18 protein-coding genes are annotated in these 18,725 nt (G+C 59.2%); 11 read left to right on the top strand and 7 right to left on the bottom strand.

Annotation, left to right across the window (positions count from 1 at the left end; translation table 11 throughout):
• Positions 1–26: 26 nt before the first annotated feature.
• Both K6117_RS01020 and rsmI read right to left on the bottom strand, forming a co-directional pair.
• The gene (locus tag K6117_RS01020) at positions 27–407 is read right to left on the bottom strand and encodes a YraN family protein (protein ID WP_221791918.1); all 381 of its coding nucleotides are present in this window, start codon (positions 405–407) and stop codon (positions 27–29) included.
• Positions 404–1,255 carry a 16S rRNA (cytidine(1402)-2'-O)-methyltransferase gene (gene rsmI / locus K6117_RS01015; RefSeq protein WP_221791917.1) on the bottom strand — a complete coding sequence of 284 codons (852 nt, stop codon included), beginning with the start codon at positions 1,253–1,255 and terminating at the stop codon, positions 404–406. The genes K6117_RS01020 and rsmI overlap by 4 nt, the downstream gene beginning before the upstream one ends.
• Before the next feature lie 3 nt (positions 1,256–1,258).
• Between rsmI and K6117_RS01010 the strand changes: the two genes are divergently transcribed.
• From K6117_RS01010 to purC, 11 genes are all read left to right on the top strand, one after another.
• A complete protein-coding gene (locus K6117_RS01010) occupies positions 1,259–2,434 on the top strand; it encodes a penicillin-binding protein activator (RefSeq protein WP_221791916.1) in 1,176 nt (391 codons plus the stop codon).
• 14 nt (positions 2,435–2,448) lie between these two features.
• Positions 2,449–4,695: a xanthine dehydrogenase family protein molybdopterin-binding subunit gene (locus K6117_RS01005; RefSeq protein WP_246604746.1), complete on the top strand. Its 2,247-nt coding sequence runs from the start codon at positions 2,449–2,451 to the stop codon at positions 4,693–4,695.
• 6 nt (positions 4,696–4,701) lie between these two features.
• A complete protein-coding gene (hemH, locus tag K6117_RS01000; RefSeq protein WP_221791915.1) occupies positions 4,702–5,721 on the top strand; it encodes a ferrochelatase in 1,020 nt (339 codons plus the stop codon).
• A gap of 33 nt (positions 5,722–5,754) precedes the next feature.
• On the top strand, positions 5,755–6,477 hold the full coding sequence (gene phbB, locus K6117_RS00995; protein WP_221791914.1) for an acetoacetyl-CoA reductase: 723 nt from the start codon (positions 5,755–5,757) through the stop codon (positions 6,475–6,477).
• Entirely contained in the window at positions 6,474–6,734 is a 261-nt protein-coding gene (locus tag K6117_RS00990) for a ribbon-helix-helix domain-containing protein (protein ID WP_281422082.1), read from the top strand. The genes phbB and K6117_RS00990 overlap by 4 nt, the downstream gene beginning before the upstream one ends.
• 72 nt (positions 6,735–6,806) lie before the next feature.
• A complete protein-coding gene (gene erpA, locus K6117_RS00985) occupies positions 6,807–7,148 on the top strand; it encodes an iron-sulfur cluster insertion protein ErpA (protein ID WP_221791913.1) in 342 nt (113 codons plus the stop codon).
• 14 nt (positions 7,149–7,162) lie between these two features.
• Positions 7,163–7,939, top strand: a complete 777-nt coding sequence (xth, locus tag K6117_RS00980; RefSeq protein ID WP_221791912.1) for an exodeoxyribonuclease III — start codon at positions 7,163–7,165, stop codon at positions 7,937–7,939.
• Between the two features lie 122 nt (positions 7,940–8,061).
• Complete coding sequence (locus K6117_RS00975; protein ID WP_221791911.1) at positions 8,062–8,571, top strand: hypothetical protein; 510 nt, start codon at positions 8,062–8,064, stop codon at positions 8,569–8,571.
• A gap of 138 nt (positions 8,572–8,709) precedes the next feature.
• The gene (acs, locus tag K6117_RS00970; protein ID WP_221791910.1) at positions 8,710–10,650 is read left to right on the top strand and encodes an acetate--CoA ligase; all 1,941 of its coding nucleotides are present in this window, start codon (positions 8,710–8,712) and stop codon (positions 10,648–10,650) included.
• Between the two features lie 13 nt (positions 10,651–10,663).
• A complete protein-coding gene (locus K6117_RS00965; RefSeq protein ID WP_221791909.1) occupies positions 10,664–11,134 on the top strand; it encodes a DUF2721 domain-containing protein in 471 nt (156 codons plus the stop codon).
• A gap of 164 nt (positions 11,135–11,298) precedes the next feature.
• Complete coding sequence (gene purC, locus K6117_RS00960; RefSeq protein ID WP_221791908.1) at positions 11,299–12,081, top strand: phosphoribosylaminoimidazolesuccinocarboxamide synthase; 783 nt, start codon at positions 11,299–11,301, stop codon at positions 12,079–12,081.
• A gap of 68 nt (positions 12,082–12,149) precedes the next feature.
• On the opposite strand, the gene K6117_RS00955 is transcribed toward purC, so the two are convergent.
• Genes K6117_RS00955 through K6117_RS00935 form a run of 5 tightly spaced genes read right to left on the bottom strand, consistent with a single transcriptional unit; the run spans position 12,150 to position 18,717 of the window.
• Positions 12,150–14,045, bottom strand: coding sequence for an XrtA/PEP-CTERM system amidotransferase (locus tag K6117_RS00955; RefSeq protein ID WP_221791907.1), 1,896 nt, complete (start codon positions 14,043–14,045; stop codon positions 12,150–12,152).
• Positions 14,045–15,565 carry an exosortase A gene (xrtA, locus tag K6117_RS00950; RefSeq protein WP_221791906.1) on the bottom strand — a complete coding sequence of 507 codons (1,521 nt, stop codon included), beginning with the start codon at positions 15,563–15,565 and terminating at the stop codon, positions 14,045–14,047. Before xrtA ends, K6117_RS00955 begins: the two co-directional genes overlap by 1 nt.
• Entirely contained in the window at positions 15,558–16,802 is a 1,245-nt protein-coding gene (locus tag K6117_RS00945) for a TIGR03087 family PEP-CTERM/XrtA system glycosyltransferase (RefSeq protein ID WP_221792797.1), read from the bottom strand. Before K6117_RS00945 ends, xrtA begins: the two co-directional genes overlap by 8 nt.
• Positions 16,802–17,851, bottom strand: a complete 1,050-nt coding sequence (locus K6117_RS00940; protein WP_246604745.1) for a FemAB family XrtA/PEP-CTERM system-associated protein — start codon at positions 17,849–17,851, stop codon at positions 16,802–16,804. The genes K6117_RS00945 and K6117_RS00940 overlap by 1 nt, the downstream gene beginning before the upstream one ends.
• Positions 17,852–17,868: 17 nt before the next feature.
• Complete coding sequence (locus K6117_RS00935; protein ID WP_221791904.1) at positions 17,869–18,717, bottom strand: XrtA system polysaccharide deacetylase; 849 nt, start codon at positions 18,715–18,717, stop codon at positions 17,869–17,871.
• Between the last annotated feature and the right edge of the window lie 8 nt (positions 18,718–18,725).

Below are 18,725 nucleotides of genomic sequence, written 5' to 3'. Positions count from 1 at the left end.
TTTTAGGTAATTGCTGGCGCCTCCTATCACCCGTGCCAGACATTGACCAGATGCACCGGCCAGTGGCGTGGTGAAAGAAGGATCACATCGATCCGTACATCATCATCGGGCCCGGCATGACGCGCTGACAGTATTTCTGCGGCGGCTGCGACCCGGCGCAAGCGCTGACGATCTATCGCGGAATCAAGGCTGGCGGACGAGGCCCGATATTTCACCTCGATACAGGCGAGCACGCGCCCGCGCCGTGCCAGTACATCCACTTCGCCAACATGGGTGCGGCAACGCTGCGCGATAATCCGCCAACCCTTCAGCCGCAGCCACCACGCCGCCCAAAATTCGGCGCGGCGTCCGACATGTTCGCGCTGCTGGCGCTGCTGGCCATTATCATGTTGGCCAGATCGCTTCATTCCGCCTGCCGGATCGCCTCAGCGCGCGCGGTCAGTTCATCCTTGTCCACGCCGCTTTGCTTGGCCACCAGTCTGATAGCCTTGGACATCGGATGATCGACCATCGCGGTCCGCAGCATCTCATCAAGGTCCGCGCCCTTTGGCCGCAGCGACTCCGCATCGGGCGGGCCGACCACGATCACGATTTCACCCCGCGCCGGATGGGCGGTGTAATGCGTGGCCAATGCGCTCAACAGCCCGGTCTGGCATTCCTCGAAGCGCTTGCTGATCTCTCGCGCCACCGCCGCCTCGCGATTGCCCAGCCCCAAAGCCAGCGCGTCAAGCGCCGCGACAAGCCGTGGCCCGCTTTCGTAAAACACCAATGTCGCCTTGATCGGGGCCAATTCCGCAATCGCATCGTCGCGTGCTTTTGCCTTGGACGGCAGAAATCCCTCGAATAAAAAGCGATTGGTCGGTAGCCCCGCCAAAGTCAGTGCTGCAATCGCCGCGCAGGGACCGGGGATCGTCGTCACCAACACGCCACGCTCGCGGGCTTCGCGTACCAATTTATAACCGGGGTCGGAGATAAGCGGCGTCCCCGCATCCGACACCAAGGCGATCACTTCATTGGCCATGCGTTCCAGCAATTGCGGGCGGACCGCATCGCCGACATGATCGTCATAACGGATCATCTGCACCTTGGCCCCGATGTGGCGAAGCAAGGTCGCAGTCACGCGGCTGTCTTCCACAGCAATGGCATTAGCATGCCGTAAAACATCAATCGCCCGCGCCGACAAATCAGAGAGATTGCCGATTGGGGTCGCCACGATATAAAGGCCGGGGGGCAAAGCGTCATTCACAGGAATCATCTCATGGCATCGAATACCGCTCCTCTGCAACGCCACCGCACTTTTGCCAAGGGCGTTGCGCTTGTGGTGATGGGTTTGCTGGCGGGTTGCCAGACCATGGTCCCGAAAGGACCACCTCCCGGCAAAGGCCCGGCTGAAACCGCGCCGATCAGCCAATTACCGACCGATACCGAGCGTCATCGCATCGCATTGCTGGTGCCGTTGACCGGCGAAAATGCCGGTGTCGGCCAGTCCATTGCCGATGCGGCGAATCTCGCATTGCTCGATAGCGGTACAACCAAATTGCGGGTGACGACCTATGATACCGCCTTGGGCGCGGCCAATGCGGTGAATCGGGCGCTTGCAGACGGCAACCGCCTGATTCTCGGTCCGTTGCTCAGTGATGACGTGCGCGCCGTCTCGTCCATTGCGGCCAAGGCGGATGTGCCGGTGTTGAGCTTCTCCAACGACATTTCGGTCGCAGGCAATGGCACTTACATTCTTGGCTTCACCCCCGGTCAGTCGATCAATCGGGTCGTGCGCTATGCCCGCACACAGGGGAAAAGTCGATTTGCCGGGCTTGTGCCAAATGGCGTTTATGGCAAGCGCGCCTCCGCCACGTTGATCAGCGCCGCCGAACAGGCCGGTGCCAGCGTCGTCGCGATGCAAAGCTATGATCGCAGCACCGCCTCTTTGTCCGTCGCCATCAAGAAATTGCAGGCGAATCAGGGCTATGACGCGGTATTGATCGCCGATAGCGGGCGCTTCGCCATTCAGGCCGTGCCGCTGATCCGTAAAAATGGCGGGGCCGATGCCCAGATTCTCGGTACCGAATTGTGGAATACCGAAAACAGCATCGCCGCCAATCCCGTGATGCAGGGCGCGATGTTCGCCAGCGTGTCGGACGGCATGTTCAATCAGCTCTCCGCCAAATATAAGGCCCGTTTCGGACGCTCGCCTTATCGTCTGGCGAGTCTTGGCTATGATGCGGTGTTGCTGACGATCCGGGTCGCCGGAAATTGGACGCCGGGCACGAACTTCCCTGCCAAGGCGCTGAACGATCCGGGTGGATTTGCAGGTGTCGACGGTGCATTCCGCTTCCGCAACGGCTTTATCGCCGAACGCGCATTGGAAGTGCAGCAGATCACATCAGGCAAATTCGCAACCATTTCACCGGCACCCCGGAAATTTGACGAGTGACAATAGCGCGGCAATTGTCTGAACGCCTTGCCAATATCTCCCGACGCAGGCTGCTGATTGGCGGCGGCGTCGGTGCGGGATTGCTGCTTGCATGGGGCGTGTGGCCGCGCAGCTATCGCCAGAATTTACTGGCCCGTCCCGGCGAAATGATCTTCAACGCCTTTTTGAAGATCGACGAGGCGGGTCTTGTCACCGTCATCGTGCCACAGGCCGAAATGGGGCAAGGCGTCTATACCAGCCTGCCGCAGATTCTCGCGGATGAACTGGGCGCGGACTGGCGCACGATCGCGGTCGAGCCTGCCCCGATCAACCCGCTTTATGCCAATGACTTTTTGTTGCGCGAACAGGCGGAAAAGAACCTGCCCGATATGTTGCAGGGCGTAGGCCAATGGACGGCACGCGAAATCGCGGTGCGATCCGAAATGATGATGACCGCAGGATCAAGCTCGATCCGCGGCTTTACGACACGTTTTCGCGAGGCAGGCGCAATGGCGCGGACGCTGCTCTGCATGGCGGCCGCCGAACGCTGGGACGCGGATTGGCAGGCATGTGACACGGCGGACGGTTTCGTCACCCTTGGCGCACCGGATAAGGCACAAGACCGGCTGCGCTTTGGCGAACTGGCAACGCTGGCAGCCAGCTTCGATCCCCCCAAAGATATTCCTCTGCGCGATCCCAAGTCCCGGCCCCTGTTCGGCACTTCGGTGCCAAGGATCGACCTCCCCGCCAAGGTCGATGGCACCGCGCAATTTGCCGCCGACATTCGCCTGCCCAATATGGGTTTTGCATCGGTGCGCCACCCCCCGCTTGGCGGAGGGCGCTTGCACAAGATCGATAGAAAGGCCGCGCAAAGCGTGCCGGATGTGCGGTTGTTGGTCGATCACCCGATGTTCATCGCCGCGATTGGCGAGACGTGGTGGGCGGCGGATCGCGCGTTGCAACTCGCCGATGTGCAATGGAAGGTCGATCAGCCCGGTCTGAATGACAATGCCATCACCCAAAGACTTAAGGCTGCGCTAGATGAGGCAGATGGTGCGCGCGTCCTGACACGCGGCAACGGCGATGATGTGACCGATAATCCGGGCGTTTACGCCGTCGAATATCGGGTTGCCCCCGCCCCCCATGCGGCGCTGGAGCCAATGACCGCGACCGCCCGCTACGAAAATGACCGGATGGAAATCTGGATGCCGACCCAATCCCCCGGCATCGCCCGCGCCGCCATCGCCCGAGCCTGCAATCTTGATGCAAACCGGGTCACGGTGCATCCGATGTTGGTCGGTGGTGGATTTGGGCGCAAGCTTGATCATGATGCGGGGGTGGAGGCGGCGATCCTCGCGATCAAGGCCAAGCGCCCGATCCAACTCACTTGGCCGCGCGCTCAAGATCTGGGACAAAATCGTTGCCGCCCACCCGCCATCGCGCGAATGCGGGCGCAGATCGAACCGAACAGCGGCATCCCGACTGCATGGCAGGCGCAGATAGCCTGCCCCGCCACCTCGCGCGAAGTGATGGAACGGCTTGGCCCCGGCATATCATGGCTGATCGATGGCGATGCGCCCAATGCATTCGATGTCGATGGCGCGATGCCACCTTATGCGGTGCCATCGGTCGCGATTGACCATCACCCGACCGACATCGGCATTCCGACCTCGATCTGGCGCGGCATGGCGCATAGCTACACCGCGTTTTTCACCGAATCCTTCATCGATGAACTGGCCCATAGTCGGCAAATGGACCCGATGTCCTATCGGATGCAGATACTCGGCGGCCAATCCCGTCTTGCCCAATGCCTCGCGCTCGTGGCCAGCTATGCGGGCTGGCAGGGCGGTGCGATGGGTTCGGGCCAAGGCATTGCCTGCCATTCCAGCTTTGGCAGCCATGTCGCAATGGTTGCGGATGTGCATGTGGCGGAGGATCAACGCATCATCGTCGATCGGATCACAGCAGTCGTCGATTGCGGCCAGATCGTGCATCCCGACATCGTGCGCCAGCAGATTGAGGGCGGGATAATCTGGGGGCTGGCAACCGCGCTCGGCAACGCCATGTCCTATGACAAGGGCAAGGCGATGACCGAAAATCTCGCCGCGCTCCATTTGCCGCAACTGGCCAACAGCCCGGAAATCATAACCCATTTGATCGCCAGCCCGCACCCAAGCGGCGGCGTCGGAGAAATCGCGGTGCCGCCGGTCGCACCCGCCATCGCCAATGCGCTTTATGCCGTGAACGGCCATCGCGCGCGCCATCTTCCGCTCACGGATTGAGATCACATGACTGAAAATACGCATCTGCCCAACGGCCACCCCAAGGTCGCATCGCCGAAAATCGGCGTGGTCGTCATCAATCTCGGCACACCGGACGCCCCTACCCCTTCGGCGGTGAAGCGCTATCTCAAGCAATTCCTGTCTGATCGCCGCGTGGTCGAAATCCCGCCGATCATCTGGCAGCCGATCCTGCGCGGGATCATCCTGAATGTCCGCCCGAAGAAATCGGCCCATGCCTATCAACAGGTCTGGACCGACAAAGGTTCCCCCCTCGCCGCCATCACCGCCGCACAGGCCGAGGCCTTGCAACAACACTTTGGCGATCACGCCGTCGTCGTCCATGCCATGCGCTATGGCAGGCCTGCGATTGGCGATGTGATCCGCAAGTTGAAAGCGCAAGGATGTGAGCGCATCCTGCTCGCGCCGCTCTACCCGCAATATTCAGGCGCCACGACCGCGACCGCGCAGGATGAGGCGTTTCGGACGTTGATGGAGATGCGCTGGCAACCCGCCATCCGCACTCTCCCGCCCTATCATGACGACCCTGCCTATATCGAGGCGCTGAAAATATCGGTGGAAAAACGGCTGGCCACGCTTGATTTCGTGCCTGATGCCATTCTCGCCAGCTTTCACGGCATGCCGACCCGCACACTCGAACTGGGCGACCCCTATCATTGCCATTGCATGAAGACGGTGCGGCTCTTGTCCGAAGCCCTTGGTCGCAAGCTGGAAGTGTCATTCCAATCCCGTTTTGGCCGCGCCAAATGGCTGGAGCCTTCAACCGAACAAACTTTAATAAATTTGCCACAAAATAATGTCAGGAAGCTCCTTGTCATCATGCCCGGCTTTGCGGCAGATTGTCTGGAGACAGTCGAGGAAATCGGACTGCGCGGTCAGGAGTCGTTTCTGGCGGCTGGAGGCACGCATTATGCTTTAGTCGAATGCCTCAATGACGCGCCGGAATCCATTGATTTTCTGTCAAAAATCGTCACCCGAGAGCTTGCAGGATGGATCACTGCCGACTAACCTTGGTCCATCTTGAATCAAGGGAGTTGGACAATGTCTCGTATCGCAATAGTGACCGGGGGAACGCGCGGGATCGGTGAGGCCATCAGCCTCGCCTTAAAAGACAAGGGCGTGACGGTGGTCGCAAATTATGCGGGCAATGTTTCGCGCGCCCAGGAATTCGAAGAACGCACTGGCATCCGCACCGCTCAATTCGACGTGGCGGACCATGATGCCGTCATCAAGGCCTGCAAGCAGATCGAAGAAGATGTCGGCCCGGTCGATATCGTCATCAACAATGCCGGCATCACCCGCGACGGCACGCTGATGAAAATGAGCTATGATGATTGGAAGAAGGTCATCGATACCAATCTTGGCGGCTGCTACAATATGGCAAAGGCCACTTTTTCCGGGATGCGGGACCGTAATTGGGGCCGGATCGTCAACATCGGTTCGGTCAATGGTCAGGCTGGCCAATATGGTCAGGTGAATTATGCCGCCGCCAAATCCGGCATCCACGGCTTCACCAAGGCGTTGGCGCAAGAAGGCGCCAAGGTCGGCGTGACCGTCAACGCCATCGCGCCGGGCTATATCGACACCGATATGGTCGCCGCCGTGCCACCGGAAGTCTTGGCCAAGATCGTTGCCAAGATCCCGGTCGGTCGCCTTGGCCATGCTGAGGAAATCGCGCGCGGCGTCGCGTTTCTTTGTTCCGAAGATGCAGGCTTTATCACCGGGTCGACCTTGTCGATCAACGGTGGCCAGCACATGTATTGATCGTGACGACCGGCGGTTTCGACTGGCTGGCAGGGCCTGCCAAGCATAGTGTGATGATCGCCGGTCATTCGACCTCCATTTCGCTTGAACCGTTATTCTGGGAGTCGCTTTGCCGTGCCGCCCAGTTGCGGGCATTGCCGGTCAATGCCCTGATCGCGCAAATTGATGTGTTGCGGATGGAACATCCCGACCCGCCCAATCTCGCCAGCGCTATCCGATTGTGGTTGTTGCGCGAAGAATCTGCCACAACAGGCTGAGACCATCAAATCTTGGTCAATGGCTTGACGGTCGCAGTTGTAAGCGGTGCTGCAAATGCCTATCTTGTGCAAATGAACGATACAGCCATCGCCGACATCATCCTCACCCCATCCGCTGCCAAGCGGGTTGCAGCCATCGCCGCAAAGCAGGGGAAACCTGCCATGCTGCGCCTCGCCGTCGATGGCGGCGGTTGTGCGGGCTTTCAATATCGCTTTGAAATGGCAGAGGCACCACAAGACGATGACGTGGTTGCGGAAACCGATGGGGTGAAATTGTTGGTCGATAGCGTCAGCCTCGATCTGGTGCGCGGCAGCGCTGTCGATTATGTCGAAAATCTCGGCGGCGCGGCGTTCCGCGTCACCAATCCCAATGCGGCATCCGGCTGTGGCTGCGGCTCCAGCTTTTCCGTCTGATCGATCATACAACCATGAAAATCGCGACGTTCAACATCAACGGGGTCAAAGCCCGTCTGCCCCGGCTGCTCGAATGGCTGGAGGAAACCCGCCCCGATGTCGCCTGTTTGCAGGAAATAAAATCGCAGGATGAAGGCTTTCCCGGCGATGAATTTCCCAAGATCGGTTATCAGGCGATCTGGCATGGCCAAAAAGGCTTTAACGGCGTGGCGATCTTGGTCCGTGACGGCCTATCGATGCAATTGCGGCGCAAGGGCCTGCCCGGCGACGATAGCGACGAACAATCGCGCTATATCGAAGTTGAGGTCGAAGGCCATATCATCGCCTCTATCTACCTCCCCAATGGCAATCCCCAGCCGGGGCCGAAATTCGATTATAAGCTCGCGTGGATGGAACGGCTGCGCCTGCATGCGGCGCAATTGCTGACGGAGGAGCGCCCCGTCATTCTAGCGGGCGATTATAATGTCATCCCGACCGATGACGACATCCAGAACCCGCAAGCCATGCGCGACGATGCGTTGATGCAGCCGGAAAGCCGCGCCGCCTTTCGCCGAATCATCCATCAAGGCTGGTGCGATGCGGTGCGCCAGATCCACCCGGAAGGCCATGTCTGGACATTCTGGGATTATCAGGCCGGGTGCTGGCCGCGCGATGCGGGTTTTCGCATCGACCATCTGCTCCTCAGCCCGCAGGCCGCCGACCGTCTGGCCAATGCCGGGGTCGATCGCGCAACACGCGGCAAGGAAAAGGCAAGCGACCACGCCCCGACATGGGTCCAGTTGAACAATTGATCGGCCAGCACGCCATCACAACACTGGACACATGCATTCTCCTCGCTAATCTCGCGCCTGAACTGACCTTTGGGGCAGGCATTTAAACAGCGCCGACTTGGGAGAATTTCATTATGGCTGGCATGAGCGACAATCTGGTCCTCGTCATCATCGGACTCGTCTTGTTGGTGATGGTTTTATTGCTGCGCCGCATGACTGCGGGCAAGCGTGGGCAGCGGATCACCCTTGATGTGGACACGAGTGTTCACTCCGGCCTCGCTACCAAACGCGCGCCCAAAACGCCGGAACCTGTGGCAACTGCCGAACCCGCGCCCGTGCAGGACATTGCCCCAACACCAGCCCCTGTTGCGGCCCCCGCGCCCGTTCCACCCGCCAAGTCCGCAAGTGCCGATACGCTCACCCGTATCAAGGGCATTGGCCCCAAGATCGCAGACCTGCTTCAGCGCGAAGGCGTTACCCAATTCAGCCAGATCGCAGGCTGGACCGAGGCCGACCTCGCCGCCATCGATGCCAAGCTGGGCAATTTTGCGGGTCGCCCGACGCGCGACCAATGGATTGAGCAGGCCAAATTGCTGGCCAGTGGTGATGACAAGGCGTTTGAGTCTAAGTTTGGCGCGCTGGGCGGGCGCTGATGCAAGGCCGGCGAAGTGGCAGATATTTTTCTGCCAATCACCGGGATAAGTAGGGTTTAAACCTTGCATTGAACTCGCTTTTTTCGGCATGGATAGGTGGCAGGCACAAAGGCCTGCGCAATCTAAAGAGGTTCAGCAATGAGCGATCAGGCGTTGTATCCGGTGCCCGCCGAATGGGCGAAGCGCGCCAAGATCAATGCCGCCAAATATGATCAGCTTTATGGACGTTCCATTGCCGATCCCGGCTCCTTCTGGCTGGAACAGGCCAAAAGGCTGACATGGATAAAACGCCCGGAAATCGCCGGGGATTGGTCATTCCAAAAGGATGATTTCCATATCAGCTGGTTTGCCGATGGTCGGTTGAACGTTTCGGTCAATTGCGTCGATCGCCACCTCGCCACGCGCAAAAATGATGTCGCGATTATCTGGGAACCGGATGTCCCGACCGAAGCCGCGCGTAGAATCACCTATACCGAATTGCACCGCGAGGTGTGTCGCTTTGCCAATGTGCTGAAAGAAGCGGGCGCGAAAAAGGGCGACCGCATCACCATCTATATGCCGATGATCCCGGAGGCGGCGTTCGCCCTGCTCGCTTGTGCCCGGATCGGCGCGGTGCATTCGGTGGTATTTGGCGGATTTTCGCCTGATGCGCTGGCCGGTCGGATCAATGATTGCGGCAGTGAGTTCGTCATCACCGCCGATGAAGGCCGCCGCGCGGGCAAGCATATCCCGCTCAAGGCCAATGTCGATGAGGCCGCCACCCAATGTCCCGGCCTGAAAAAAATAATCGTCGTCCATGCCACGGGGGCAGACATCGTGATGCAGCCGGGGCGCGACATTAGCTATCATGAGGCCGCAAAAACCGTCTCCACCGAATGCCTGCCAGAGATCATGGGCGCGGAAGACCCGTTGTTCATCCTCTATACCTCCGGTTCGACAGGCAAGCCCAAGGGCGTGCTCCATACATCCGGCGGCTATCTGTTATGGGCATCGCTGACCCATGATCTGTGCTTCGATTATCGCCCCGGCGATGTTTATTGGTGCGCGGCGGATATTGGCTGGGTCACGGGCCATAGCTATATCGTCTATGGCCCGCTCGCCAATGGCGCGACGACCTTGATGTATGAGGGCGTGCCGAACTGGCCGACCGCCAGCCGTATCTGGGAAGTGGTTGATCGCCACAAGGTCCACACCCTGTTCACCGCCCCGACAGTGCTGCGCTCCTTGATGCGCGAGGGCGACGAGCCGGTAAAAAAGACCTCCCGCGCCACGTTGCGCTTGCTCGGCACCGTGGGCGAACCGATCAATCCAGAGGCTTGGCGCTGGTATCATCAGGTGCCCGGCGAAGGGCGCTGCCCGATCATCGATACTTGGTGGCAGACGGAAACCGGCGGCGCGATGATTGCGCCCCTACCCGGGGCAACTGATTTGAAGCCCGGTTCCGCGACCAAGCCGATGCCGGGCGTCGATCCGCAGATCGTCGATGCAGAGGGCCATGTGCTGCATGGTCCGACCGAGGGCAATCTCGTCATTGCGCGGAGTTGGCCCGGCCAGATGCGGAGCGTCTGGGGCGATCATGATCGCTTCTTCCAGACCTATTTTTCGACCTATCCCGGCAAATATTTCACTGGCGATGGCGCGCGGCGCGATGAGGATGGCTATTATTGGATCACGGGCCGCGTCGATGATGTGATCAATGTCTCCGGCCATCGCATGGGGACTGCCGAGGTCGAATCCGCCTTGGTCCTGCACCCCAAGGTCGCAGAGGCCGCCGTCGTCGGCATGCCGCACGACATCAAGGGACAGGGCATTTATGCCTATGTCACGCTCAATGCAGGCGAGGTGGCCAGCGAGAGCCTGCGGGCCGATCTTGCCAAATGGGTGCGCCATGAAATCGGGCCGATTGCGACGCCGGACGTCATCCAGTTCGCGCCCGGTTTGCCGAAAACCCGTTCCGGCAAGATCATGCGGCGCATTTTGCGCAAAATCGCGGAAAATGATGTTAGCAATCTTGGCGACATTTCCACCCTTGCCGATCCTGCGGTGGTGGACAATCTTGTCGCCAATCGCGCCCAATAGAGATTTACCTTAGATGATTTCGCAAACGATCCAGCTCAGCCTGACCCCGGTGTTCGTATTGGTGGCGATTGGCAATTTCATGGGCACGCTGACCGGACGGCTCGCCCGAATTGTCGACCGTTCGCGCAAATTGCAAGAACGCCACGGCGTCACCTTGCCGGAAGAGCGCAACCTCATCATCGAAGAATTGCGCCATCTCAGCATCCGGATCGACCGGATCAATCTGGCGATCCTGTTGTTGGTGATGGCCGCGATTCTCGTCGGTACGATTGTGGCGTTACTGTTCATCGACAAGATGCTCGGGTTCAAGATGGATGATGTGATCGCATTGTGCTTCATCGGCACGATGGGTCTGTTCCTGCTGGCGCTGGTGCAGTTTCTGCTGGAAACCCGGCTGGCCACCGCTAGCCTGCGTATTCCCGCGCATTTTCTGGAAGATGAACGGGCAGCACCAACGGATCGCAAAACCGATCAAGTCGGCTGAATTTCACACAATAATGCGCGCTTTTTCCCGTCAGCCATGGCCGCGATGCGATTGCATCCGTTGGCGCATGGTGCTAAACGGAAGGAACGGCCCCGGCTGCCATTTTTCTGTCGCGGAAAATTGGTGCCGGGGCTTCCTGTTTTCCTGAACACCGGAGTGTTGCCATGTCCCGCCGTCGCCAAATCTACGAAGGCAAGGCCAAGATCCTCTATGAAGGTCCGGAACCCGGCACCCTCATCCAGTATTTCAAGGACGATGCGACCGCGTTTAATGCCCTGAAAAAAGGCACGATCAACGGCAAGGGCGTCATCAACAACCGCATTTCCGAGCATGTTTTCACCCTGCTCTCTCACATCAACGTGCCGACCCATTTCATTCGTCGCCTCAACATGCGCGAACAATTAGTGCGTCAGGTCGAAATCATCCCGATCGAAGTCGTTGTCCGCAACGTCGCCGCCGGTTCGATCTCGAAGCGCCTCGGCATCGAAGAAGGCACGCAACTGCCGCGCACGATCATCGAATATTATTACAAGGACGATGCTCTGGGCGATCCGCTGATTTCGGAAGAGCATATCGCCTGCTTCGGCTGGGCCAGCCCGGAAGAAATGCACGACATCGCCGACATGGCGATCCGCATCAACGATTTCATGTGCGGGATGTTCGCCGGGATCGGCATCCGTCTTGTCGATTTCAAGCTGGAATTTGGCCGCTTTTGGGAAAATGATTTCGCCCGCGTCATTCTGGCCGATGAAATCAGCCCGGATGGCTGTCGCTTGTGGGACCTCACCACCGGTGAAAAGCTCGACAAGGACCGTTTCCGTCAGGATCTCGGCGGCGAAGTCGAAGCCTATCAGGAAGTGGCTCGTCGCCTTGGCCTGTTGCCGGAAGGCAGCGAGGAAAGCGACGTGCTCGACCTCGACACGCATCGGAAGAAGCGCGGCAAATAAGGCCCATCTTCTCCATGTAAGCATATCAAGCGGCGTCCATCTGGGCGCCGCTTTTGCATTGGGGCCAGTTACAGCGAAAAGATTTTCGCCAATGACCGATCCAGCATCATCAACAGCCACAACAACCGGCCATGATCGGCGCGACCGGCGATGTGATCTTCGGTGAACTTGTGCAGCATATCCGGCATGAACATCCCGGCATGGGCGATGGCGGCATTACCGACAAACCGTCGCGCTTCATCGGCCAATGGTCCCCGAAACCATGAACCAATGGGCGTAACAAAGCCCATTTTGCGACGATACAAAATATGATCGGGCAAATGGCCGGACATCGCCTGTTTGAAGATATATTTCCCCTCGCCGCCGCGCAGCCGCATTTCGGCGGGGATTTCCGCCGCATATTGGACCAGTCGATGATCAAGCAACGGCTCGCGCGCCTCCAACCCGACGGCCATGCTCATCCGGTCCAGTTTCGTCAAAATATCGCCAGGCAGCCATAGCTTCAGATCGGCATATTGGACGGCGGATAATGGGTCGGTCGCGGGTGCGTTGCGGATCAGATCGATATAACACGCCTCGGCACGATGGCCTTGCAATGACCGTGCAAATTCGGGGGTGTAGAGCCGGTGACGCTGAGCATGACTGGTGACGCCGACGGCCATTGCATAACTTTCGGCGCTATCCTGCGTGAGCCCCTGAAACGTCGTTTTGGCCCGCAAATATTGCGGTGCCCAATCGGCCTTGGGATATATGCGTCCCAACGCGCCGAACAACGGGCGACGGATCATGCGCGGCAGCATTGCGCGGACCCGATCTTCATTGGCATGCAGCCGATAGCGCCGATACCCCGCCAGCGCCTCATCCACGCCATCGCCCGATAGCGCTACCTTTACTCGCTGCCGCGCCAATTGGCAGACGCGATAGGTTGGCAGGGCCGATGCATCGCCAAATGGCTCGTCAAAATGATCGGCCAGCACATCAATCAGGCCAAAATCGTGCGGATTTACCGTCAAGCTGCGATGATCGGTCTGGAATCTGCTCGCCACTTCGGCAGCGAAACCGGTCTCATCCAACCCCGCCACATTGAAGCCGATGGAACAGGTCTTGACCTTCTGGCCGCTGTGTTCCGCCATCAAGGCGACAATCGCGCTGCTATCCACGCCCCCGGAAAGAAACGCGCCCAAAGGCACATCCGCAACCATGCGCGATTTGACCGCAACGCGCAGATGATCGAGCAAGCCCTCGCGATACACCTCCTCCGATCCAGATGCCCGCCGATCAAAGCTGATGTCCCAATAGGGGCTGGGCTTGGGCAAGGGGCGGCCACGTTGCACCATCAGGGCATGGCCCGCAGGCAGTTTTTCCACTCCGGCCAAGATGCACAGATGATCCGGCACATAGCCAAAGGCGAGATAGGCATCGACGGCATGGGGATTGAGCGTGCGATGCAGGCCCGGATGGGCCAGTAACGCCTTCAACTCCGATCCGAAAATCAGCGCCCCCTCCTCCAGCACCGCGTAATAGAGCGGCTTCACCCCAAAGCGGTCACGGCACAGGAACAAGGACTGATCACGCCGATCATAAATTGCAAAGGAAAACATGCCATCAAACTGGCTGACGCAATCCGCCCCCCATTGCCGCCAACCATGCAGGATTACTTCTGTATCGCTGCTGGTGTTAAAACGATGGCCCAGCGCCTCCAACAGGCCGCGCACTGCCGCGAAATTATAGATCTCGCCATTGAAGACGAGGCTGAGCCGACCATCTGTGCTGGTCATCGGCTGCGCGCCGCCGCTGATGTCAATAATCGACAAGCGGCGATGGCCAAGACCGATCCCCGGTCCGGTCCAGATCCCCTCCCCATCCGGCCCGCGATGGGCAATGCTATCGCACATGACCTTGATGCGATGGGGGTCAACCGGCCCTGTGTCGTTCAGTTGATAAATACCTGCAATCCCGCACATCAGTGCGCATTACCTTGTTCGATTTTGTCCGCGAGCAGGTCTATCGGCCCCAAATCCCGGATGAACCGGTCCATTATTGGGCGGGATGAGCGTTCATACATATCCTCTGCCGTCACGATAACGGCCACCGCGCGTTGCTTGCCACCCAGCAAGCGCAAACGCAGGGTTTCGAGCTTTACCCGTGTCGCATCACCGGTCACCACATCATTCAGATCGTAAAATACCGCCACTTCGCGGGATACATGGCCCGGCCCGATCATCCGAAAACCAGCGCCATGAGGCGGCGCATCGCTGGATGAAGCCCATGCCCAGCGCGACTCCGGCCCGATAGCGCCTTGGCCAAATCCGACAATCTCGCGCCCGTCATATTGATTGCCATAATAAGCGATGGCGAGATCGACCGGCGCGCCCGATCCATCCACCGGCGCAAAGCGCGCCTGAAGATAATAATCCGCACCACTAAAATGCGCGGTCCAAGGCTCTTTGGGTGACGTATGTACGCGCCGCCAGCCCGGTATTTGGGGTAGAACGATACGCGTCGGCACTTGGGCCTGGCCGTTCATCGCCATCAACGCTGACCAGCCCACAGGTGCCGCCGCTACCGCCAATGCGGCCCCGGCCAATGTCAATATACCGACTTGTGGCTTGGGTGCTGGCATGGCCTGTAATCGGGCCAGATCAATCCATGCGCTCTCACGCGGGCGATTGAAGAATGGATAGCCTGCGGCCATCACAAGGATCATCACACCCGCAAAAAAGAACCAGCCGTAAAAGACATGATCGAAGCTCGCGGCAAAATCGATGCTCGTCAAATGCGAGATATAGATCGTCCCCCACGCCCTGAGACCATGGGCCAGCACCGACATCAGCAGCGCAAAGACGATGAACGTCACTTGACGCTGCCATGTTCGAAAACAGACATAAGCGGCGAGGGTCGCATAGGCCGCCATCGCCACCAGAAATTTGATGCCGGAACAGGCCTCCGCCACTTTAAAATAGCCGGTCGGCGTAGCGATAAAGATGCCATCTATCCGCGCCGGCAAGCCGATAAGGTCGAGGAAGAACATGCAGATTTTGGCGGTAATAGTTTGCAGCAACGGCACCAGTTCTTCACCCGCCGGGATCATGAACAGCAGATAAAATAACGGAAATGCCAATCCTCGACACACCACCGGGCCAAGCAAGGCCAGCACCGCACCTTGCAGCATCACCACCACACCGGCATGTCGCGCAAGGTTCACCCCGGCCGCATCGCCCAGCATCCAGCCAAAGGCGCCAATGCCAGTCCAGATAAGACCCGGCCACCAGTTCATGGGTTCAAGCTGCGCCAATTCCCTGCGGCTTTCCCATATCAGCCAACCGATGATCGGGGGCAGGAACAGGCAATGGGCGAACGTCGAACTATCCCACCAGATCGCGGCCATATCCGCGACATCGCGCGCAAATAGCAGCAATATCGCCGCCGCAATCAGCGCGAGTGCGCGCAACCGATGTCGCCAGCAGGCCAAATTGTCATCCATGTCCCACGTTCCCCTTAAGCCCCATCATCTTCTCAAGAGGTGCCAATTGCGCATCCCAGCTATAACGCGCCTCCATTTTCGCCCTTGCCGCCTGCCCCATCAAATAGCCCTTGGCCGGATTGAGGATCAGGTCGATGATCGCCGCAGCCTCGGCCACCGGACCATCGGCGACGATGATTTCCGTCCCTTCCTGTGCATCAATGCCTTCAAATGCGCTGGAGGAGGCGACGACCGGACAGGCCATCGCCATGGCCTCCAGCACCTTATTCTGCACGCCGCGCGCCAATCGCAATGGCGCGACCACCACCGCCGCCCCGGCCAGCCAGCTGCGCGTATCATCCACCTCCCCGGTGACGATGACGCCCGGCTTATCGGCCAAGGCCTTGACCGCATCACTGGGCTTGCGTCCGACAATGGCAAACCGGCAATTGGGAAATACAGCCATGATGCGCGGCCAAGTTTCATCGACGAAACAGGTTACCGCCTCCACATTCGGCCAATAATCCATCTGGCCAGTGAACACGATCAACGGCCCTGTGCCACGTTCCTGAAATGAGCGCGGCAGATGCTCGGCAGATGGTTTGAAATGATCGAGGTCGATGCCATTTTCGAGCGCCCCAACATCATGTATCTGCACGTTCGACCTATTGGACTTTGCCAATGTCACGCGAAACAGCCCGGCCTCTGCCGATGATACAAATAACGCGCGGTCGGCACGGGTCGCGACCTGTTGTTCATAGCACGCCAATAGCCGCGCCTCGCGCTGATACACATATCGCATCGGGCCGCTGGTGCGTTCGGCATATGCCCCGAACTTCGCCGAATCCATATCGACGAAATCCATGATGAAACGCCGCCCAACAAGGTCTGTCGGCACATATTGCGCCATCTGGCTTGAATACGCGAAGATCGTCCCAATCGGGCGTTCACGCAGCAAACGAGCCACCGCGCCGTGCAATTTGCGGCTGGCAAATAGCGGCAGTGACAAGGGTTTCCGGGTCATCAGGCTGATCAGTCCCGCCGCCCATTTTGACGTCGCGCGAATCTCGACATGACGGCTGGCGACCAACCCATCAAGCGCCGCCGCATGTGTCAAATCCGCCTCATCATCGGCAAAGGCAACAAGGTGCACCGGGGCCATCGCCGCGAGTTTGCGCAGGATATGATAGGATCGGATCTTGTCCCCGCGATCTGGCGGATAAGGGACGCGATGGACCAGATAGAGAATCTCTTCCATCACCCCAGCCCCCGCGCGATCATCGGCCCAAGCCGGTTCGCCACCGCCAGTGGCAGGCGTTTCCACATAGCAATTTGCGCCCGATATTTGGGGTTCAACGGGTTAATATCTCGCGGTACAGCACCATCGGTATGATGCACGGCATAACGCAACGGCACCGGCGTAAAGCCCCAATTCTTTTTATAGGCATAAGCCCCGGTCCCCAGCTTTGACCGCCCGAAATCAAACCGCATCGCATCGCGATTGCGGGCATGGGACATGAGAGAAAAATACATCAGCTCATTGGCCCGCAACTGCCGCGCCGCCCTTGTTCCGCCACCCCAATAGGGCATCACCGATTGGCCGTGATACAGGCTCAAGACCGAGGCCACCGGGCGATCCGCCTGCCAGATGGTCAAAATATCCGTATCATTGCCGAGCCGATCCAGCACCGCATCAAACAGGCTGCGCGGGAAAACCGGGGTGCCGAGGTTCCGCACAGATTCCGCATAAACCGCATAATGGGCTTGGCGATCCTGTTCGCCCCGCCCGATACGCACCCGCAAATCCAATGCCATTGCCTTGCGGATTTCGGCGCGCTGTTTGCGGGGGATGGCCAATAATGCCGCCTCATCATCGCGCGCGAGCCTATGGGCGAAACCCGCATATTGATCGTCACGCAGGGTCCAGCCCTCCAAGAGCATATGGCCACCGCGCAGTTCAACCGTCGGGCAGCTCATCCGTGCCGCCAGCGCCACCGCCTGTGCCGCCAGCAATGCGGCGGTTGCATTGTCCTCCGCCAATATGCCGCCGCCCACCGCAAAGCCGCACGACACCAACGCCCGACCAAATATTGGCGAATGCACGAGAGTAAGCGGCAACATGCCCGTCAGCACGCCGCCCCTCTCCGCCAATAACCAAAGGCCGCGTTGTCCACAGCCCTGTTCGACGGCTTGCAACCAGCATGGGCGGTGAAAAATGGTCGCATCCGGATGGGTCGAGACAAATGCCTCGATTCGCGCGATCTCAGCATCGCCGGGCGTCTCCACCAGCCGAATGACGGGGCGCATGATGTTTTGCATCAACATCAAGCCGCCACAAAGGCAGGCGGCGTCATCATGACATGATCCATCCGGCCCCATTGAAAATCAGCGAGCAAGCGCCGCAGCTTGCCCTCCATCCGATCAAGATTGAGATAATGGCGCAGCCGTGATTTAAACGGCGCACCCGATACACGCGGCTGGCCGGGATCGATTTCCCAAGGATGGAAATAGAAAATGGCGGGCTGGCGATCCACGCAGTTCACCTGCGTCACCAAGGATCGAAACAACGCATAGGGCATCAACCGGAAAAACCCGCCGCCGCCCGCCGCCACGCGTCGTCCCAACAGATGCGCCGTCGTTACCGGCACCTCGCGCAGTGCAGAGCCAGACACCGGCTGATAGGCAAAGCGAGGGGATTCCGGCCAGCCATAATGATCGTGACGGATCGGGGCGACGCTCGATGAATAGGCATAGCCCTGCGCCGCCAATGTCTGATGCGCCCATGCACAACGATGATCGATGGAAAAGCTCGGCGCGCGATAACCGGTGACGGACATGGCGGCGGCCTGTTCTATCGCCTGATGGCTGCGGGCGAGATCGGCCGCGAATTCATCCTGCGTCATCATAAAGACGCGACGATGGTCCCAGCCATGGCTGGCGATTTCATGGCCCGCATCGGCAATGCGCCGGATCAACCGGGGATAATGTTCCGCTACCCACCCAAGAGTGAAAAAGGTCGCCTTGACCCCGGCATCGTCGAATATCTGCAAGATGATGTCGCAATTACGCGCCACCCGGTGTTCCAGCCGGGACCAGCCGGTCCGCTTGATAACCCCTTCAAATGCGCCGACCTGAAACCAGTCCTCCACATCAACTGTCATGATATTACGCATAATCCACT

Source organism: Alteraquisediminimonas sediminicola (assembly GCF_019740335.1).
GTDB classification, from domain to species: domain Bacteria; phylum Pseudomonadota; class Alphaproteobacteria; order Sphingomonadales; family Sphingomonadaceae; genus Alteraquisediminimonas; species Alteraquisediminimonas sediminicola.
Note: the sequence above shows the minus strand (reverse complement) of the source record. Positions and strands in the feature narration are given on the sequence as shown.